Genomic DNA, 19,950 nt, shown 5'->3' on the forward strand with positions numbered 1-19,950 from the left:
ACTATCGGACCTCGACCACAGAGCCCTGCAACCGCTGCAAGGCCTCGTTCACCGGCTGCGGCAGTAATTGCCGCATGCAGTTGTAGTGACCGAAACGGCAGGTGCGATCAAAACACGGGCTGCACTCCAGGCCCAGGCGCACCACTTCGACCTGGTCGGCCAATGGCGGGGTGAAGCCCGGCGAGGTGGAGCCGTACACCGCCACCAGGGGGCGGTTCAGCGCCGCGGCCACGTGCATCAGGCCGGAGTCATTGGACACCACCGAATCGGCGCAGGACAGCAAGTCGATGGCCTCGGCCAGGGACGTGTCGCCGCTGAGGTTCACTGCCTCTTCGCGCAGGCCCGGAATCAGGCGCTGGCGGATGTCCTCACCCACCGGGTGGTCTTTCTTCGAACCAAACAGCCACACCTGCCAGCCTTCACGGATCTTGGCCTCGGCGACCTTGGCGTAATGCTCCGACGGCCAGCGCTTGGACTCGCCAAACTCAGCCCCGGGGCACAAGGCCAATACCGGGCGATCCAGGGTCAGGCCGAACTTGGCCAGGGCGGCGTCGCGGCTCAGCGGGTCGATCTGCAAGCTCGGGCGCGGATACGGCTTGGGCAACTCGGCACCCGGCTCATAGGCCAGGGCCATGAAGCGTTCGATCATCAGTGGGTAGCGGGCTTTGTCCAGCGTGCGCACGTCATTGAGCAGCACGTAGCGGAACTCGCCACGCCAGCCGGTGCGCTTGGGGATGCCGGCAAAATACGGCACCAACGCCGACTTGAGCGAGTTGGGCAGCAGGATCGCCTGGTCGTATTCGCCCGCCAGGGATTTACCGATGCGACGGCGCGTTGCCAGTTCCAGGGCCCCGTGGCCGAGCGGGAAGCTCAAGGCCTTGCGCACTTCAGGCATGCGCTCGAGGATCGGCCGGCTCCACTCGGGGGCGAGCACGTCGATCTGGCAGTCCGGGTAACGCATGCGCAGGCACTGGAACAGTGTCTGCGCCATCACCATGTCACCGACCCAACTGGGCCCAACGATCAGAATATTCATGTAGTTTCCACAAACGATGCGGGGAGGCCTGTGCCTCCCCGCATCGAAAATTTCTGTAGGTCGCGCTTTATATGGGAGCTGGCTTGTGTGGGAGCCGGGCTTGCCCGCGATGCAGGCGCCTCGGAATACCAGTAATACCGAGGTGATGCAATCGCAGGCAAGCCAGCTCCCACACAAGCCCGGCTCCCACATAAAGCCGATTTCCACATTGGATTGGCGTCATTCAATTAATCAGCTTAACCCCAGCTCTTTCCAGATTCGCATCACCTGGCGCCGTTCGTCGGCGAACTGATCCCCGGCCACCGTACCGGCCTCGTTTTGCAAGGCCTGGCGGTGCGCAGCGGAACGGTAGGCCTTATACACCTCGCGCAGCAGATGGGCATCGGCGGCGGGCATCAAGCCCACCTGCTCCAGGCCTTCCAGAATGCGGATATTGTCGGTGTAGCGCAGCAACGATGGATGTTGCGCAGACCACGCCAAAGCCGCGTATTGCACCATAAATTCAATATCGACGATACCTCCGGCGTCCTGCTTGAGGTCGAACGCCGCCGTGGCCTCGAAGGCATTGGCGCCGGTGCCGGCCGCCGTGGTCTTGGTGCCCAGGTTGTCGCGCATCTTGGCACGCATTTCGCTGACCTCCTGGCGCAGCTTCGCCAGGTCGCGCTCCTGCCCCAACACTTTAGCCCGTACCTGCTCGAATGCCTGTCCCACATCCTGGCTGCCCACCAGCACCCGCGCGCGGATCAGCGCCTGATGCTCCCAGGTCCAGGCTTCATTTTGTTGATAGCGGTCAAACGCCCCCAGCGAACTCACCAGCAAACCAGACGCGCCGGAAGGCCGCAGGCGCATGTCGACTTCGTACAACTGGCCGGAGTTGGTCTGCGTGGTCAGCAAGTGAATGATGCGCTGGCCCAGGCGCGTAAAGAACTGCGCCCCGTCGATCGGCTTGGCGCCATCGGTTTCCGCTTGTGGATCGCCATCGTGGATAAACACCAGGTCCAGGTCCGAACCATGCCCCAGTTCGATCCCGCCGACTTTCCCATAACCGACAATGATGAACCCAGGATCGCACAGGGTCCCGTCCAAACGCTGCGGCGAGCCGTGGCGCGCCACAGTCTGGCGCCAGGCCAGGGCCAGCACTTGTTCGAGGATGGCCTCGGCGAGCCAGGTCAGGTAATCGCTGACTTTCATCAGCGGCAGGCTGCCGGCGATTTCCGAGGCGGCCACGCGCAGGCGGTGGGCCAGCTTGAAGTGCCGCAGGGCCTCCATCTGTTGCTCCAGGTCGTCCTCCGGGATGCGCGTCAGGCGCTCGCGCAGCTCGGCAGCCAGCTCCGGCGCCAACGGTGGCTTGAACAGGCGGCCTTCGTTGAGCAATTCATCGAGCAACAGCGGGAAGCGTGTGATCTGCTCGGCGATCCACGGGCTGGCGGCGCACAGGGTTAACAGGCGACGCAGGGCGTCAGGGTTTTCCGTGAGCAGCACCAGATAAGCGGAACGCCGGGCGACGGCTTCCACCAGCGGCAGCACGCGCTCCAGCACCAGGTCCGGGTTGGCATGTTCAACAGCTTGGGCGAGTAGGCGCGGAATAAAGGCGTCCAGCCGTTCGCGCCCCAGGCGCTGCATGGCGCGCAGTTGCGGGCTGCCGCGCAGGCCGGCCAGCGCCTTGAGTGCCTTGGGCGCATCGGTGAAACCGCCTTCGGCCAGTTGGCGGCAGGCTGCGTCTTCGTCTTGGGACTCTTCCCACAGCGGCAACCACTCACCGCCCACGACCAATTCGCTTTCTTCGCCCTCTTCTTCGTCCGGATCGGCAATCACTTGGCGGAAGTGCCAGTCCACGCGACCGCGCCAGTGCATCAGGCGTTCATGGAAGGCGGCCCAATCAGCAAAGCCGAGCATAAAGGCAATGCGCGCCTGGTCTTCCGGGCTGTCCGGAAGCATCTGCGTCTGCCGGTCGGCAATCGCCTGGATCGCGTGCTCGGTGTACCGCAGGAATTCGTAGCCATTGCGCAATTCGGCGATCACCGCAGGCGGCAGGTAGCCCTGCCCTTCCAGCGTGCCAAGCACCTTGAGCAGCGGCCGCTGTTGCAGGCTGAGGTCGCGACCGCCGTGGATCAGTTGGAATGCCTGGGCGATAAATTCCACTTCACGGATGCCACCCGAGCCCAGCTTGATGTTGTCGGCCATGCCTTTGCGCCGCACTTCCTGCTGGATCAACTGCTTCATGGTGCGCAGCGCTTCGATCGCGGAGAAGTCCAGGTAGCGGCGGTAGACGAACGGCCGCAGCATGTCGAGCAATTGCGCGCCCGCTGCCTGGTCGCCGGCGACCACCCGCGCCTTGATCATGGCGTAGCGCTCCCAGTCACGACCCTGATCCTGGTAGTACTGTTCCAGAGCGTTGAAGCTGAGCACCAGCGCGCCCGCCGAACCGTAAGGGCGCAGGCGCATGTCGACGCGGAACACGAAGCCATCGACGGTCATCGGGTCGAGGGCCTTGATCAGTTTTTGACCAAGACGAATAAAGAATTCCTGGTTGTCCAGGGAGCGTTTGACGCCGACGGTTTCACCGCCCTCGGGGTAGGCGAAGATCAGGTCGATATCCGACGACAGGTTCAGCTCCACGGCACCGAGCTTGCCCATGCCGAGGATCACCATGTGCTGCGGCTCGCCGCTGCGCCGGCCGGTGGGCGTACCGAACTGCACGCAGTGGCGCTGGTACAGCCATTGGTAGGCCTGGTCGATGCTGGCGTCGGCCATGTCGGACAGGTCGCGGCAGGTTTGCACCAGGTCCGCCTGGCGGGTGAGGTCGCGCCAGATGATGCGCACTTGCTGGCGCGTACGCTGGCGACGCAGCACGCGGCCCAGCTCATCTTCTGTTTCGGCTTGTTGCACAGCGCCAGCGATCTGCCCGCACAGCTCGCCGGGCGCAAAGCCACGGTCCAGCTCGCCCCAGGCCACCAGCTCCAGCAACATCAAAGGGTCACGAACACTCTGTTCAATGACGAAATCACTGGCGGCGCACACGCGGGCGAAGTCGGCCCACCGTTGCGGCGTCCACGCAGAAAGTCCATGATCGTCGTCCAGCGCGGCCACTGCGTCACGAAATGACTGCTCGGCCCGCTGGGCTTTTGGCAAAAGAATGGCTGGCAGTTCGACCAGCGTTGGAAGGCTCATGGTCTATCCTTGATCGGCGCGTAAAGGGCGTGTAGTTGTGAACGCAAGAACCACGCTCTATGAAGGACTGTCGAACAAAGGTGATAAATAGCTGAAATTAATTTCATTTTGGCAGCCAACATCAAACTTTCACCTTTTCTTGTTCGCAAAAGATCAACAATAACGATTATGCTCACCAGCCAGACCGAGCCATACGCTCAGTCTTGTGTAGTTTTACTACTCGTATATACATTCGAAAGGCTGAAATGGCCGACGATTTGTAGTAAAACTACAGGACGCCGAAGCAACCTTCGGCCATCCAAGAATTTATGTCGTCTGCCCACAAGGCCAGTCGCAAACTTCAGGCAACCGATTCTGGTAGCCTTTCCGCCCTGGAGCAAGCCATGCAAGACCTCGATCCCGTCGAAACCCAGGAATGGCTGGACGCCCTGGAATCGGTTCTCGACAAAGAAGGCGAAGACCGTGCTCACTACCTGATGACCCGTATGGGCGAACTCGCGACCCGCAGCGGCTCGCAACTGCCTTACGCCATCACTACGCCATACCGCAACACCATCCCCGTTACCCACGAAGCACGCATGCCTGGCGACCTGTTCATGGAACGCCGCATTCGCTCGCTGGTACGTTGGAACGCCATGGCGATGGTAATGCGCACGAACTTGAAAGATTCGGACCTGGGCGGTCACATCTCCAGCTTCGCTTCCAGCGCAACCCTGTATGACATCGGCTTCAACTACTTCTTCCAGGCCCCGACCGACGAACACGGCGGCGACCTGATCTACTTCCAGGGCCACACCTCGCCAGGCGTCTACGCCCGTGCGTTCATGGAAGGCCGCATCACCGAAGAACACATGAACAACTTCCGCCAGGAAGTGGACGGTAACGGCCTGTCGTCGTACCCGCACCCTTGGCTGATGCCTGATTTCTGGCAGTTCCCGACCGTTTCCATGGGTCTGGGTCCAATTCAAGCGATCTACCAGGCACGTTTCATGAAGTACCTGGAAGCCCGTGGCTTCATCCCTGCAGGCAAGCAGAAAGTCTGGTGCTTCCTGGGCGACGGCGAGTGTGACGAGCCGGAATCCCTGGGCGCCATCTCCCTGGCCGGCCGCGAGAAGCTGGACAACCTGATCTTCGTCATCAACTGCAACCTGCAGCGCCTCGACGGCCCGGTTCGCGGCAACGGCAAGATCATCCAGGAACTCGAAGGCGTGTTCCGCGGTGCTCAGTGGAACGTGACCAAAGTCATCTGGGGCCGTTTCTGGGACCCACTGCTGGCCAAGGATGTCGACGGTATCCTGCAACGTCGCATGGACGAAGTCATCGACGGCGAGTACCAGAACTACAAGGCCAAAGACGGCGCGTTCGTGCGTGAACACTTCTTCAACACGCCTGAACTCAAGGCGATGGTTGCCGACCTGTCCGACGACGAGATCTGGAAACTCAACCGTGGCGGCCACGACCCGTACAAGGTCTATGCGGCGTACCACGAAGCGGTCAACCACAAAGAACAACCGACTGTCATCCTGGCCAAGACCATCAAGGGTTATGGCACCGGTGCCGGCGAAGCGAAGAACACCGCGCACAACACCAAGAAAGTCGATGTCGACAGCCTGAAGTTGTTCCGCGACCGCTTCGACATCCCGGTCAAGGACGAAGAGCTGGAGAACCTGCCGTTCTTCAAGCCGGAGCCGAACAGCGCGGAAGCCCGCTACCTGGCCGAGCGCCGCGCCGCACTGGGTGGTTTCGTGCCACAGCGTCGCGCCAACAGCTTCAGCGTACCGACGCCAGACCTGAGCACCCTCAAGGCTATCCTCGACGGCTCGGGCGACCGTGAAATCTCCACCACCATGGCTTTCGTGCGCATCCTGGCGCAGCTGGTCAAGGACAAGGACATCGGCCCGCGCATCGTTCCGATCATCCCGGACGAAGCCCGTACCTTCGGTATGGAAGGCATGTTCCGTCAGTTGGGCATCTACTCCTCCGTCGGCCAGCTGTACGAGCCAGTCGATAAAGACCAGGTGATGTTCTACAAGGAAGACAAGAAGGGCCAGATCCTCGAAGAAGGCATCAACGAAGCGGGCGCCATGAGCTCCTTCATCGCTGCCGGTACTTCGTACTCCAGCCACAACCAGCCGATGCTGCCGTTCTACATCTTCTACTCGATGTTCGGTTTCCAGCGTATCGGCGACCTGGCTTGGGCAGCAGGCGACAGCCGTACCCGTGGCTTCCTGATCGGCGGCACCGCCGGCCGTACCACGCTGAACGGCGAAGGCCTGCAACACGAAGACGGTCACAGCCACATCTTGGCTGCCACCATCCCGAACTGCCGCACCTTTGATCCTACCTACGGCTACGAGCTGGCGGTGATCATCCAGGACGGCATGAAGAAGATGACCGAAGAGCAGCAGGACGTTTTCTACTACATCACCGTGATGAACGAGTCCTACCAGCAACCAGCCATGCCGGCCGGTGTCGAGGAAGGCATCATCAAGGGCATGTACCTGCTCGAAGAAGACACCAAGGAAGCGGCGCACCACGTACAGCTGATGGGCTCCGGCACCATCCTGCGCGAAGTGCGTGAAGCGGCGAAGATCCTGCGTGACGAGTTCAACGTCGGCGCTGACGTGTGGAGCGTTACCAGCTTCAACGAACTGCGTCGCGATGGCCTGGCCGTAGAGCGTCACAACCGCCTGCACCCTGGCCAGAAGCCACAGCGCACGTTCGTCGAAGAATGCCTGACTGGCCGTAAAGGCCCGGTGATCGCATCGACCGACTACATGAAACTGTTTGCTGAACAAATTCGCCAGTGGGTCCCGTCCAAGGAATTCAAAGTCCTGGGCACCGACGGTTTCGGCCGCAGTGACAGCCGCAAGAAGCTGCGTCACTTCTTCGAAGTTGACCGTCACTTCGTGGTGTTGGCAGCCTTGGAAGCCTTGGCTGACCGTGGTGAGATCGAACCTAAGGTGGTGGCTGACGCTATCGTCAAGTTCGGGATCAACCCGGAAAAACGCAACCCACTGGACTGCTGAGGAGATTTTTTGTGAGCGAACTCATTCGCGTACCTGACATCGGCAGCGGTGAAGGTGAAGTAATCGAGCTGTTTGTGAAGGTCGGCGACACCGTCGAAGCCGACCAGAGCATCCTGACCCTGGAGTCGGACAAGGCGAGCATGGAAATCCCTGCTCCCAAGGCCGGCGTGGTCAAGAGCCTGAAAGTGAAGCTGGGCGACCGCCTGAAAGAAGGCGACGAACTGCTGGAGCTGGAAATCGAAGGTGCCGCTGATGCGGCCCCTGCGGCGGCTCCTGCTGCCGCTGCTGCACCTGCCCCTGCTGCTGAAAAACCGGCTGCTGCCGAGCCCGCTCCGGCCCCGGCCGCTGCACCTGCCGCCGCTAGCGTCCAGGACATTCATGTCCCGGACATCGGTTCGTCGGGCAAGGCCAAGATCATCGAGCTGCTGGTCAAGGTGGGCGACACCGTCGAAGCCGACCAGTCGCTGATCACCCTGGAGTCCGACAAGGCCTCCATGGAAATCCCTTCGCCGGCTGCCGGCGTGGTGGAAAGCATCGCGGTCAAGCTGGAAGACGAAGTCGGCACTGGCGACTTCATCCTCAAGCTGAAAGTACAAGGCGCCGCACCTGCTGCCGCTCCAGCACCAGCGGCCGCTCCGGCTGCCAAGGCTGAATCGGCTCCGGCTCCGGCTCCGGCTCCGGCTGCTGCCGCCCCTGCGCCTGCTGCCAAAGCCGAGGCTGCTCCGGCCCCTGCTGCTGCCGCTCCAGCGCCAAGCGGCGCCAAGGTGCACGCCGGCCCTGCCGTGCGTCAGCTGGCCCGTGAGTTCGGCGTTGAGCTGAGCGCTGTGTCGGCCACTGGCCCTCACGGTCGCGTGCTGAAGGAAGACGTGCAGGTTTACGTCAAGGCCATGATGCAGAAGGCCAAGGAAGCGCCAGCTGCTGGCGGCGCTACCGGTGGTTCGGGCATTCCGCCGATCCGCACCGTCGACTTCAGCCGCTTCGGCGAAATCGAAGAAGTGCCGATGACCCGCCTGATGCAAATCGGCGCGGCCGGCCTGCACGCCAGCTGGCTGAACATCCCGCACGTGACCCAGTTCGACCAGGCCGACATCACCGACCTGGAAGCTTTCCGCGTTGCGCAGAAAGCCGTGGCCGAGAAGGCCGGCGTGAAGCTGACCGTGCTGCCATTGCTGCTCAAGGCGTGCGCGCACCTGCTCAAGGAGCTGCCGGACTTCAATGCTTCGCTGGCGCCAAGCGGCAAAGCGATCATTCGCAAGAAGTACGTGCACATCGGCTTTGCGGTCGACACCCCGGATGGCCTGCTGGTACCGGTCATCAAGAACGTCGACCAGAAGAGCCTGCTGCAACTCGCTGCGGAAGCCGCTGCACTGGCTGCCAAGGCCCGCGACAAGAAGCTCACCCCGGACGACATGCAGGGCGCGTGCTTCACCATCTCCAGCCTCGGCCACATTGGCGGCACTGGCTTCACGCCAATCGTCAACGCGCCGGAAGTGGCGATCCTGGGTGTGTCCAAGGCCACTATCCAGCCTGTGTGGGACGGTAAAGCGTTCCAGCCGAAGCTGATGCTGCCACTGTCGCTGTCCTACGATCACCGTGTGATCAACGGCGCCGCCGCTGCACGCTTCACGCAGCGTCTGAGCCAACTGCTGAACGATATCCGCACTATCCTGCTGTAAGTCGCCATGGCCTCCTCTTCACCGAGGAGGCCTGGCTGCAACGATTTTCGAGCGCCACGCTCGTACCTCAACCCCGCCACTTGGCGGGGCTTTTTTTGCCTGTTGCCCCGTAGGAAGCTGGACACACAAAACAGGTTTGTACACCTTCCATCACCTCGATTGCAGAAATCCCTCTCGCGGCCGATAACCCCCTTATAGCACTTAGCCTTCATCCTCTCTTGTCAGCCCGCGCCGCATGATGCAACCTTGCCGCAGGCAACAGAAAAGAGGGCGTGAGCCCGGCGCCGTGCGCGTTATTTCAAGTGAGTCTCCCCCATGAAAAGCCAACCCGATGTCGCCCGAATGGCGGCCGAGGTAGTGACGCAGTTACCGGTGCCTTCGCGCCTCGGTATGCTGCGTTTCGAGCGGCTTAATGAGGCAAGCTGGGCCCTCCTTTACCTCGACCCCAACTGCGAGCGCCAATTCGGCCTACCGGCGGTCGAGCTGTGCGCCCTGCTCGGCACCCCCTACGCCAGCCTGATGGAGCCCCAGGCGCGCTATGAGTTGCACGACACTATCCAGCAGCAACTGACCCATAGCCCTCACTACCTGGTGCGCTACACCCTGCACACCAGCGACGGCCCACTGAGCCTGCTGGAAATGGGCGAAGCCTACAAACAACACAATCGCCACCTGCTGCGCGGCTACTTGATGGTGGTCGATGGCCTGTTCAGTGAAATCCCCACTGCTGCCCCGACGGCAGACCTGGAGAACCAGAACAGCCGCCTGCAGATCGCCCTGGAACTCAACCAGCGCGCCCAGCAGGAACAGCTGCAGCACCTGGAGCGGGTGCGCGCCCAACAGGAGCTGATCCTGCTGCTGGCCCGCCATCGCTACACCACCAATAATTCATTGCAAGAAGCCGCCGAGCTGATCACCCGCAGCGCCTGCGATATCTATCAGATTGACTGCGCCAGCATCTGGAACCTCGAAGGCCATCACCTGGTGCCGATCTCGGCCTACCACCGCGACAATCAGCAGCACCATTTGCCCGACCCCATTGATGCCAGTTGTTTCCCGGACTACCTGGAGGCCTTGCACACCAGCAGGGCCATCGACGCCACTAACGCGATGCGCGACCCACGCACCCGGGAAATGGCCGACAACCTACGCGCCAACGACATCCACGCCATGCTGGACGCCAGCATTCGCGTCGATGGCCAGGTGGTGGGCGTGCTGTGCCTAGAGCAAAGCGGCAGCACGCGTGCCTGGCAGGCCGATGAAATCGCCTTCGCCGGCGAGCTGGCCGACCAATTCGCTCAAGTGATCAACAATCACAATCGCCGCACCGCCACCAGCGCCCTGCACCTGTTCCAGCGTGCCGTGGAACAAAGCGCCAACGCTTTCCTGCTGGTCAACTGCGACGGCGTCGTCGAGTACGTCAACCCGAGCTTCACCGCGATCACCCAGTACAGCGCCGAAGAGGTCCACGGCCACCGCCTGGCCCAGTTGCCGGCGCTGGAGAACCTCAGCGAACTGCTCTTCGATGCACCGTCGAGCCTGGCCAAGAGCAACAGTTGGCAGGGCGAATTCAAGAGCCGACGCAAAAACCTCGAACCCTACTGGGGCCAGCTGTCGATCTCCAAGGTGTACGGCGACAACCGCGAGCTGACGCACTACATCGGCATCTACGAAGACATCACCCAGACCAAGCTGGCCCAGCAGCGCATCGAGCGCCTGGCCTACACCGACAACCTGACCAACCTGGGCAACCGCCCGGCGTTCATCCGCAACCTCGACGAACGCTTTGCCCGTGACAGCGACAGCCCGATCAGCCTGTTGCTGGTGGACATCGACAACTTCAAGCGCATCAACGACAGCCTCGGCCACCAGACCGGCGACAAACTGCTGATCAGCCTGGCGCGCCGATTGCGCAACAGCCTGAGTGCCGGTGGCAGCCTGGCGCGGTTTGCGAGTAACGAGTTTGCGGTGTTGCTGGACGATACCGACCTGGAGAGCGGCCAGCAGGTTGCCAGCCAACTGCTGGCAACCCTCGACAAGCCGATGTTTGTCGACAACCAATTGATCAGCGTCACCGGCTCCGTGGGCCTGGCGTGCGCGCCGCTGCATGGCCGCGACCCGCAGACACTTATGCGCAACGCCGGCCTGGCCCTGCACAAGGCCAAGGCCAATGGTAAACACCAGGTACAGGTGTTTACCGAAGCGCTGAATGCCGAGGCCAGCTACAAGCTGTTCGTCGAGAACAACCTGCGCCGCGCCCTCACCCAGAACGAGCTGGACGTGTTCTATCAGCCCAAGCTGTGCCTGCGCAGTGGCCGTTTGCTGGGCATGGAGGCGCTGCTGCGCTGGAACCACCCGGAAAAAGGCATGATCCGCCCGGACCAATTCATCAGCGTGGCTGAAGAAACCGGCCTGATCATCCCTATCGGCAAATGGATCGCGCGCCAGGCCTGCCGCATGAGCAGGCAGTTGACCGCCGCGGGCATGGGCAACCTGCAGGTGGCGATCAACCTGTCACCCAAGCAGTTCTCCGACCCGGACCTGGTGGCTTCGATTGCCACGATCCTCAAGGAAGAACAACTGCCGGCCAACCTGCTGGAGCTGGAGTTGACCGAAGGCTTGCTGCTGGAAGCCACCGAAGACACGCGCCTGCAGCTTGATCAATTGAAGAGCTTTGGCCTGACCCTGGCCATGGACGACTTCGGCACCGGTTACTCGTCGCTGAGTTACCTGAAAAAATTCCCCATCGACATCATCAAGATCGATCGCAGTTTTATCCACGAGATCCCGGACAACCAGGACGACATGGAAATCACCTCCGCAGTGATCGCCATGGCCCACAACCTCAAGCTCAAAGTGGTCGCCGAGGGCATCGAGACCGCCGAGCAACTGGCGTTCCTGCGCCGCCACCGCTGCGATGTGGGCCAGGGTTACCTGTTCGACCGGCCGATACCCGGCGCAGAGCTGCTGGCGATGCTAAAACGCTACCCGCGCGGGCCAATCGCCTGACAGCGCTGTAACACTCGGGCACACTGACGGTCTGACAATTTACCGCTAACTCAACCTGACGAGAGGACTGATCATGGCCTTGCGCTCGGAAATTCTGGTGAACAAAAACGTGCTGCCTACCCAAGAACAAGCTCTGCCTGGCCGTGAAACCCCGATGGCGCTGCCAGAGACTCACTTCGTCAACGGCAACCCGCTGCTGGGCCCGTTCCTTGATGACGTCGGCTTTGCAATCTTCGGCCTGGGCTGCTTCTGGGGTGCCGAGCGTCGGTTCTGGCAGCGCGATGGCGTGGTCAGCACCGTGGTCGGCTACGCCGGCGGCTACACGCCGAACCCGACCTATGAAGAAGTCTGCTCGGGCCTGACCGGCCACAGCGAAGTGGTGCTGGTGGTGTATGACCAGGCCAAGGTGAAATACGAAGACCTGCTGAAGATGTTCTGGGAATTGCACAACCCGACCCAGGGCATGCGACAGGGCAATGACATCGGCAGCCAGTACCGTTCGGTGATCTACGCGACTACGCCGGAGCAACTGGCAGCGGCGCAGGCGAGTGCCGAGGCGTATCAAGGCGAACTGACCAAGGCCGGCCTGGGTGCGATTACCACTGAGATCGAAGAAGCCCCGACGGTGTACTTCGCCGAGGCGTATCACCAGCAGTACCTGGCAAAGAACCCGCAGGGCTATTGCGGGATTGGCGGCACAGGCGTGACCTGCCCGATCTGAAGCCATTTTGTGGTTACACAGATCCCCTGTGGTGAGCGAGCTTGCTCGCGCTGGGGCGCGAAGCGGCCCCAACAAGGCCGCTACGGTTTTTCAGATAGACCGTGGTGACTGGTTTTGGGGTTGCTACGCAGCCCAGCGCGAGCAAGCTCGCTCACCACAACAGCCGCCCCCCCCCGCAAATTGATCAGCGTTGCTGACTACTCAGCGATCAGCCAATCCATCTGCCAGCCACCCTGGGTCTGACCGAGCTTCTTGGACAGCCATGGCAGCAGCTCACGCAGCTCCTCTTCCAGGCCCCACGGCGGGTTGGCGATCGCCAGGCCCGAACCCGTCAGGGTATTGGGCGTATCCAGCGGGTGCACCAGCAATTCCACACGCAACAACTTCGGTGCACCGGTACCGGCCAAGTCCTGGTAGAAACGGCGCAGCATGCGCTGGTCTTTCACCGGGTACCAGATCGCCGCGACGGTCTGGCGCATGCGGCCCACGGCTTCCTTCAGGGACGCCGCGCAGCGTTGCATTTCGTCGAGTTTCTCGAACGGCGGGTCGATCAGCATCAACGCGCGCTTTTCCGGCACCGGCAGCAGGGCACGCGGCACATGCCAGCCTTCGCCCAAGTGCACTTTGACGCGGCGATCACCCTTCATGTTGTCCTTGAGCAACACACCGTCTTCCGGGTGCTTTTCATTGAGCAGCACGCGGTCCTGGGGGCGCGTCAGGCGTCGCGCAAGTTCCGGCGAACCGGGGTAGTAGCGCAACTCGCCATCCGGGTTCATTTCATGCAGCACGCGCATGTAGTCGGCGGTCAGCGGCGGCAGGTCATTTTCGCCCCACAGGCGCGCGATGCCTTCCAGGTATTCACCGGTGCGGTTGGCCTGGTCGCCTTGCAGGTCGTACAGACCGATCCCCGCATGGGTGTCGAGGTAGGCGAACGGCTGCTCCTTGCGCGACATCAGGGCGATGAGGCGGGTCAAGGTCAGGTGTTTGAAGACATCGGCATGGTTGCCGGCGTGAAAGGCGTGACGATAATTCATGGTTGCTCCTGCGCAGGGGGCGAAGTTTACCTTTTACGCGGGCGTTGGTGCAGTGCGGCGTGCCGGGCGGTGCTTATGCCAAAAAGTCAGGGTGACACCCGGAAAAAATCTAAATGCTCACGCCGGGGCAGATTTATTGTGGCAATCCACAATCCAGGGAGGTCACTAACCATCATGAAAGACGCCACCATCGCGCTGCACCACGGCTTCAAATCGGACCCGACCACCAAGGCCGTCGCCGTGCCGATCTACCAGAACGTCGCCTTTGAATTCGATAACGCCCAGCACGGTGCCGACCTGTTCAACCTGGACGTGCCAGGCAATATCTACACGCGCATCATGAACCCCACCAATGACGTGCTGGAACAGCGCATCGCCGCACTTGAAGGCGGTATCGCAGGCCTGGCGGTGTCGGCCGGCAGCGCGGCGATCCACTACGCGATTCAGACCCTCACCCGTGCCGGCGACAATATCGTCACCACCCCGCAGCTCTATGGCGGCACGTACACCTTGTTCGCCCACTTGCTGCCAAGCTTCGGCGTCGATGTGCGTTTTGCCCGCGATGACTCTCCCGAAGCCATCGCGGAGCTGATCGACGACAACACCAAGCTGGTCTACTGCGAAAGCATCGGCAACCCCGCGGGCAACATCATCGATATCGAAGCCCTGGCCAATGTCGCCCACGCCCGTGGCGTGCCGCTGGTGGTGGACAACACCGTGGCCACGCCGATCCTGTGCAAGCCGATCCAGTTCGGCGCCGACATCGTGGTGCACTCGGTGACCAAATACATCGGCGGCCACGGCAATTCCCTCGGCGGTGTGATCGTCGACAGCGGCACATTTCCCTGGACGAAATATCCGCAGAAATTCCCCGGGCTGAATAACCCAGAGCCCGCCTATCACGGCGTGGTCTACACCGAAAAATTCGGCCCCGCCGCCTTTATCGCCCGTGCTCGCACCGTCCCGCTACGCAATACCGGCGCGGCGCTGGCGCCGATGAACGCTTTCCTACTGTTGCAGGGCCTGGAGACCCTGGCCCTGCGCATGGAACGCCATACCGAAAACGCCTTGAAAGTTGCGCAGTTCCTGCAAGGCCACGCCGACGTGGAATGGGTCAGCTATGCCGGCCTGCCCGATCACCCTCATCACGCGCTGGCGCAGAAATACCTACAGGGCAAACCCTCGGCGATCCTCTCCTTCGGCCTCAAAGGTGGCTATGCGGCCGGCGTGCGCTTCTACGACGCCCTGCAAATCTTCAAGCGCCTGGTGAATATCGGCGATGCAAAATCCCTGGCCTGCCACCCCGCCTCCACCACCCACCGGCAGATGAACGAGCAGGAACAAGCCAAGGCTGGTGTGAAGCCGGAAATGATTCGCCTGTCGGTGGGCATCGAGGCGATCGAAGACCTGATCGAAGACTTGCAGCAGGCACTGGAATCAACGCAGCTCTGAAGACAGGTAGTCGGCCAGCGACTGATAACTGATATCCGTGCCGCGCGCGAAGTAAGCGACCTTGTGATGCAAGGTCGTCGGCGCAAAGGCGATATGAAGGTCGGGTCGTTGTTCTTCGAGCCATTGCAGCAGATTGTGAATAAGGGTCTGCGGCGATTGCTCCGCCAAGTGCTCCACCAACCCGGCGGGCACCCGCCACCATGGGCTGGTTTTGGCGGCAGTGACCGGGCCAGTCTTGACGTCCAGCGGTTGGCCATTGATCAGGTAACGCTGGAACACCGGCAATATCTCACCCCCCAACTGCTGAATGATCGGCAGAAACTGCACCCCATCCCAAAAGCGCAGAAACACTTCCTGGCCATCAGGCAGATACACCTTGGTCAGGCTTTGCAGGTGTGCAACCACCCTCTCCAATGGGCTCGACGAGATGGCCAGCCAGCCCCAATCCGTAGCGTCAGTGGAAGCCGCCCATTCAAGGAAAGGGCTGCCCGGCTCGACGATTCCCACATAGGGCATCACCTCATCCCATGTCGCATAGGCCGTGCCGGCCCAAACGGGCTGTGGCGGGGCGCCGCCGAGTAGCGTACGCCAAGCGTCCAAGGGTTTGGCGTCACTGGCAGCGCTCATGACCGCGAAGATTTTTTCACCAGCAAGTAAGCTTTGCAGCATCGGCATAAAGTCCTTTCAAGATGCACGTCAATTGAGATTGCATTGGCCCTTCTTGCAACGCTCGCACTCTTCGCAGAACGGCGCGCTGCGCTTCAGGCTGGCCACTTGCGCCCGACTCAGAGGCACAGGAATAACTGCCAGCAACGTGTCCTTCAGCCCAGGCATCAACGGCGCTGCCACCGGCACGGGCGAACTACCCAGTTGGATGGGTACGCTGCTGAAAATGCCGCCGGCAGACAGCGTGATTGACTGCCCACCTGCCTGAATCGTGACCGTCGCCCCCGCATCGATAACGATGCTTTGCCCTGCGCCTATTTGAATGGTCTGCCCGGCGCGTACCTGCTGCGAGCCATTGACTATCAAGTGATCGTCCTGCTTGAGGTCGGTCAGGCGATTGCCATGGGTAATGCGCTGTTCTTCGCCTTGCAGTTCGTGATGAGACGCGCCGCCTACGGTCACCCGGTGGTCATGCAACACATGCTGCGTCCAGTCTCGCTGGGCCCGCAGGTAGATCTCCTCGGCGCCCTTGCGATCTTCGATGCGCAATTCGTTGTAACCACCCCCACCGGGGCTGCTTTGGCTGCGCAAGATACTGCGGGTCTTGTCTGCCGGCAGGTCGAGGGGCACCTGCGTTGCCGCGTTGGGTAAGCAGCCCATGACCAACGGCATGTCCATGTCGCCGTTGACGAAGCCCACCAGCACTTCCATGCCGACTCGTGGGATCAGCACCGACCCATAGCGATCATGCGCCCACCCACTGGCAACCCTCAGCCAGCAACTGGAATGATCGTTATAGTCACCGGCGCGGTCCCAGGCCAGTTGCACCTTGACCCGGCCGTACTCATCGCAATGGATTTCACTGTCGACGGGGCCGGTGACCACCGCTTGCTGATAACCGGAAACCATTGGCCGCGCATGCTCCTCCACCGGCGGACGGAAAATCACGTCCCATGGTGCGGCGCTGAATTCGTTGCGATACCCCTGGCGAAAATCCGCGCCTGCCGCCTCGGTCACAGCCTCTTCCAGCACCTGGGGTTGCTTGCCCTCGTGGGTCACCTGCGTTACCAGCCACAGGTCATTCCATTCGTCGCGCGGATGACCGCTCAGATTGAGGAACCTGCCACTGGCCAATGCCGGCTCATCCCCGCTGCCATGGGCGATGCGGTAATCACTGCGATGGCGCTCCAAGCCACGTTGTGCCAGGTATTTTCCATGGGCGCGGTCGCTGAAGTGACCGGGGTAAACCTGCATTTCAAGCTTCGGAAGCTGCTCGCCAGCCACCGCACTTTCAAGGCCCAGCCGCGGTTTGCGAAAGTCGTAATCGCGCAGGTTCATGGCCGTGGTGCAGGTCTGCACCTGCACCGTAAACCGCTTGATCGCCGGGGTATCCGCCACCATCCCGGACCCGGGGGTGTAAGGCGTGGGCGGGTCGGCTTGGGCAAAGACGGTCTGGTCATCGCCAAAGACCAGCAAATGCCCCTCGGCCGAATGCTGGAAGTGATAGTGAATGCCCAACTCCCCGCACAGCCGCTGGATGAACGCCAGATCCGTCTCGCCAAACTGCACGCAATACTCGCGTTCGGGGTAGGTACCACTGAGGCGGAATTCGAAACGATCCCCCTGGATACCCTGCCCCTCCAGCACTTGCGCGACAATCTGCGGCACCGTCTTGTGCTGGAAAATGCGCTGGTGGCTGCTGTGATCCAGATAGGCAAGCTGCGGCACGAGCGTCATCTGATAACGCGTCAGCCGCCGACCCGAATCACCCTGCGCCATACGGTAAACCAGGCCATGAACACCATGGCCGTGCTCATCGAACCCCAGGTACACCGGGTGATGCAGCAGGCCTTCAAGATCCAGATCAGGTTGCTCACTGACCAGTTCGAGCTCGAAACGATAGGGCCGGCTGATGGATTCGTCCCCCTTGAATTCGAACACCTTGAACTCACTGGGCGCCCCGTCCAGGGACAGGGTAAAGGCACTTTGATTGGCAGGAGCGAACATCCGGTGTTTCTCTGCGAGGGGTGGGAGGCGGATTTTGCATCACTGTTCCGCCCTGCTGAGCACGGCCCAGATAAATCAGTAAAACCCTACACAGACACGTCAGAATCCTCTTCGGAGCGACGTAAAACACACGCAAAAAAAGGCCCGCCATCCGTAGGACGCGGGCCTTTTTTTCAACTCATCAGGCGCTTAACGCCCGGCGAATTACTTGTTGAGGTTGTAGTCTTTTTCCGCAGCATCAAAACGCTCGACCATACCCGCCGTCGGTGCGCCCATCTTGCTCACGAAGTAGATCGCGAGGCTGGCAAAGATGAAGCCTGGGATGATTTCGTACAGGCCCAGCAGCTCGAAGTGCTTCCACACGATCACGGTGATCGCGCCGACCAGGATGCCGGCCAGTGCGCCGTTGCGGGTCATGTTTTTCCAGATCACCGAGATCAGCACCACAGGGCCGAAGGCAGCACCGAAACCTGCCCAAGCGTAGCTCACCAGGCCCAGAACACGGTTGTTCGGGTTGGCGGCCAGGGCGATGGCGACCAGGGCCACCAGCAGCACCATGGCACGGCCGACCCACACCAGTTCAAGCTGGGAGGCAGTCTTGCGCAGGAAGGTCTTGTAGAAGTCTTCGGTCAGGGCGCTGGAGCACACCAGCAGTTGGCAGCTCAGGGTGCTCATGACGGCAGCCAGAATGGCCGACAGCAGCACGCCGGCGATCCATGGGTTGAACAGCAGCTTGGCCAGCTCGATGAACACACGCTCGTGGTTCTCGTTGACCGGGCCGGCCACTTCCGGGTGCGCCGAGAAGTACGCGATACCGAAGAAGCCCACCGCCACGGTGCCGCCCAGGCACAGGATCATCCAGGTCATGGAGATGCGACGTGCGTTGGCAATCGACTTCACCGAATCTGCCGCCATGAAACGCGCGAGGATGTGCGGCTGGCCGAAGTAACCCAGGCCCCAGCCCATCAGCGAGATGATGCCAATGAAGGTGGTGTTCTTCAGCATGTTGAAGTTGTCAGGGTTCTTGGCTTCGATCGCCAGGAAGGTGGTATCGACACCACCGGTTGCCAGCAGCACGATGATCGGCGTCAGGATCAGCGCGAAGATCATCAGTGTGGCTTGTACGGTATCTGTCCAGCTCACCGCCAGGAAACCACCAACGAAGGTGTAGGCAATAGTCGCTGCTGCACCGGCCCACAGCGCGGTCTCGTAGGACATGCCGAAGGTGCTTTCGAACAGGCGGGCACCGGCGACGATGCCGGAGGCGCAGTAGATGGTGAAGAACACCAGGATCACGACGGCGGAGATGATCCGCAGCAGGCCGCTCTTGTCTTCGAAACGGCTGGAGAAGTAATCCGGCAGCGTCAGGGCGTCACCGTTGTGCTCGGTCTGTACCCGCAGGCGACCGGCGACGAACAGCCAGTTGAGGTAGGCACCGACGATCAGGCCAATGGCGATCCAGCTTTCCGACAGGCCAGACATGTAGATCGCGCCCGGCAAGCCCATCAACAACCAGCCGCTCATGTCGGAAGCGCCGGCCGACAAGGCAGTCACCACGCTACCGAGGCTACGACCGCCCAGGATGTAATCGGAAAGGTTGTTGGTGGAGCGATAGGCCATGAAGCCGATCAGCACCATTGCTGCGATGTAGATCACGAACGTGATCAGGGTTGGATTACTAACGCTCATAAGAGTGACGCCCTGGCTTTGTTTTTATGTAGCGGCGGTCTGTCAGACGGCCCCCCACTGGAAGTAGGTAGACGTAGCTGCGTGCCGCGCATTTATGACTGACGTTTCCCCAGGAAAGCCGTCAGCCGATGAACCCAACGATTAAGTTGGTTGCACCTTGGGCGCGAATGCTATTCAACAAAGCAAATAAGGTGCAACCAGTTTCTTGAGAATAAGTTGCACCTAGGTGTGTTTTGCGGAAAACACCCCGTTTTTGCTCCTTTTCGGAGCAAGAACAGCCGATCTCAGAAGCAAACGCACCAAGGCGAAGCGGATTCCGTCGAAGGCCGGTTTTTTTCCCGATCACGATCGAAAAATTCCTGAAGAAAATGGGTTGCACCCGGTTGCACCTCTGCATGCGCAAAGCTAATCTTGCCGCCAGCTAATGCCACTCGGTAGTGGCACCCATGAGGATAAGAAA

Annotated in this window: 12 protein-coding genes; 5 read left to right on the forward strand and 7 right to left on the reverse strand. The window is 61.2% G+C overall.

Annotated elements, in window-relative coordinates:
* Position 1 precedes the first annotated feature (1 nt).
* Both waaF and glnE read right to left on the reverse strand, forming a co-directional pair.
* A complete protein-coding gene (waaF, locus tag CWC48_RS08115; RefSeq protein WP_078046551.1) occupies positions 2–1,036 on the reverse strand; it encodes a lipopolysaccharide heptosyltransferase II in 1,035 nt (344 codons plus the stop codon).
* A 231-nt stretch (positions 1,037–1,267) separates the two neighbouring features.
* Positions 1,268–4,207, reverse strand: coding sequence for a bifunctional [glutamate--ammonia ligase]-adenylyl-L-tyrosine phosphorylase/[glutamate--ammonia-ligase] adenylyltransferase (gene glnE, locus CWC48_RS08120; protein WP_100491648.1), 2,940 nt, complete (start codon positions 4,205–4,207; stop codon positions 1,268–1,270).
* 383 nt (positions 4,208–4,590) lie between these two features.
* Between glnE and aceE the strand changes: the two genes are divergently transcribed.
* The 4 genes from aceE (at position 4,591) to msrA (ending at position 12,642) form a co-directional block, all read left to right on the forward strand.
* A complete protein-coding gene (gene aceE, locus CWC48_RS08125; RefSeq protein ID WP_100491649.1) occupies positions 4,591–7,236 on the forward strand; it encodes a pyruvate dehydrogenase (acetyl-transferring), homodimeric type in 2,646 nt (881 codons plus the stop codon).
* A gap of 11 nt (positions 7,237–7,247) precedes the next feature.
* Positions 7,248–8,912 carry a dihydrolipoyllysine-residue acetyltransferase gene (gene aceF / locus CWC48_RS08130; RefSeq protein ID WP_100491650.1) on the forward strand — a complete coding sequence of 555 codons (1,665 nt, stop codon included), beginning with the start codon at positions 7,248–7,250 and terminating at the stop codon, positions 8,910–8,912.
* 315 nt (positions 8,913–9,227) lie between these two features.
* The gene (locus CWC48_RS08135) at positions 9,228–11,921 is read left to right on the forward strand and encodes a bifunctional diguanylate cyclase/phosphodiesterase (protein WP_099492871.1); all 2,694 of its coding nucleotides are present in this window, start codon (positions 9,228–9,230) and stop codon (positions 11,919–11,921) included.
* Between the two features lie 73 nt (positions 11,922–11,994).
* Positions 11,995–12,642, forward strand: coding sequence for a peptide-methionine (S)-S-oxide reductase MsrA (msrA, locus tag CWC48_RS08140; RefSeq protein ID WP_078046546.1), 648 nt, complete (start codon positions 11,995–11,997; stop codon positions 12,640–12,642).
* Positions 12,643–12,839: 197 nt separating this feature from the next.
* Here the strand turns inward: msrA and CWC48_RS08145 are convergent, their stop codons facing one another.
* Positions 12,840–13,676: a 23S rRNA (adenine(2030)-N(6))-methyltransferase RlmJ gene (locus CWC48_RS08145; RefSeq protein ID WP_078046545.1), complete on the reverse strand. Its 837-nt coding sequence runs from the start codon at positions 13,674–13,676 to the stop codon at positions 12,840–12,842.
* A 174-nt stretch (positions 13,677–13,850) separates the two neighbouring features.
* Here CWC48_RS08145 and CWC48_RS08150 point away from each other — a divergent pair, with 174 nt between their 5' ends.
* Positions 13,851–15,128, forward strand: a complete 1,278-nt coding sequence (locus tag CWC48_RS08150) for an O-acetylhomoserine aminocarboxypropyltransferase/cysteine synthase family protein (RefSeq protein WP_078046544.1) — start codon at positions 13,851–13,853, stop codon at positions 15,126–15,128.
* On the opposite strand, the gene CWC48_RS08155 is transcribed toward CWC48_RS08150, so the two are convergent.
* The 4 genes from CWC48_RS08155 to CWC48_RS30125 form a co-directional block, all read right to left on the reverse strand.
* The gene (locus CWC48_RS08155; protein WP_177409532.1) at positions 15,114–15,797 is read right to left on the reverse strand and encodes a DUF4123 domain-containing protein; all 684 of its coding nucleotides are present in this window, start codon (positions 15,795–15,797) and stop codon (positions 15,114–15,116) included. The genes CWC48_RS08150 and CWC48_RS08155 overlap by 15 nt on opposite strands.
* A gap of 27 nt (positions 15,798–15,824) precedes the next feature.
* Entirely contained in the window at positions 15,825–17,801 is a 1,977-nt protein-coding gene (locus CWC48_RS08160; protein ID WP_100491652.1) for a type VI secretion system tip protein VgrG, read from the reverse strand.
* Positions 17,802–18,005: 204 nt separating this feature from the next.
* On the reverse strand, positions 18,006–19,490 hold the full coding sequence (gene putP, locus CWC48_RS08165; protein WP_078046541.1) for a sodium/proline symporter PutP: 1,485 nt from the start codon (positions 19,488–19,490) through the stop codon (positions 18,006–18,008).
* A 121-nt stretch (positions 19,491–19,611) separates the two neighbouring features.
* Entirely contained in the window at positions 19,612–19,869 is a 258-nt protein-coding gene (locus tag CWC48_RS30125) for a hypothetical protein (RefSeq protein ID WP_143523181.1), read from the reverse strand.
* Positions 19,870–19,950 lie beyond the last annotated feature (81 nt).

Source organism: Pseudomonas sp. S10E 269, from assembly GCF_002798465.1.
Classification (GTDB): domain Bacteria; phylum Pseudomonadota; class Gammaproteobacteria; order Pseudomonadales; family Pseudomonadaceae; genus Aquipseudomonas; species Aquipseudomonas pergaminensis.

Excerpts from the sequence above, each read along its gene's own strand:
- waaF (WP_078046551.1), bottom strand. The coding sequence starts at position 1,036 with ATGAATATTCTGATCGTTGGGCCCAGTTGGGTCGGTGACATGGTGATG.
- glnE (WP_100491648.1), bottom strand. The coding sequence starts at position 4,207 with ATGAGCCTTCCAACGCTGGTCGAACTGCCAGCCATTCTTTTGCCAAAA.
- aceE (WP_100491649.1), top strand. The coding sequence starts at position 4,591 with ATGCAAGACCTCGATCCCGTCGAAACCCAGGAATGGCTGGACGCCCTG.
- CWC48_RS08135 (WP_099492871.1), top strand. The coding sequence starts at position 9,228 with ATGAAAAGCCAACCCGATGTCGCCCGAATGGCGGCCGAGGTAGTGACG.
- msrA (WP_078046546.1), top strand. The coding sequence starts at position 11,995 with ATGGCCTTGCGCTCGGAAATTCTGGTGAACAAAAACGTGCTGCCTACC.
- CWC48_RS08145 (WP_078046545.1), bottom strand. The coding sequence starts at position 13,676 with ATGAATTATCGTCACGCCTTTCACGCCGGCAACCATGCCGATGTCTTC.
- CWC48_RS08150 (WP_078046544.1), top strand. The coding sequence starts at position 13,851 with ATGAAAGACGCCACCATCGCGCTGCACCACGGCTTCAAATCGGACCCG.
- CWC48_RS08155 (WP_177409532.1), bottom strand. The coding sequence starts at position 15,797 with ATGCTGCAAAGCTTACTTGCTGGTGAAAAAATCTTCGCGGTCATGAGC.
- CWC48_RS08160 (WP_100491652.1), bottom strand. The coding sequence starts at position 17,801 with ATGTTCGCTCCTGCCAATCAAAGTGCCTTTACCCTGTCCCTGGACGGG.
- putP (WP_078046541.1), bottom strand. The coding sequence starts at position 19,490 with ATGAGCGTTAGTAATCCAACCCTGATCACGTTCGTGATCTACATCGCA.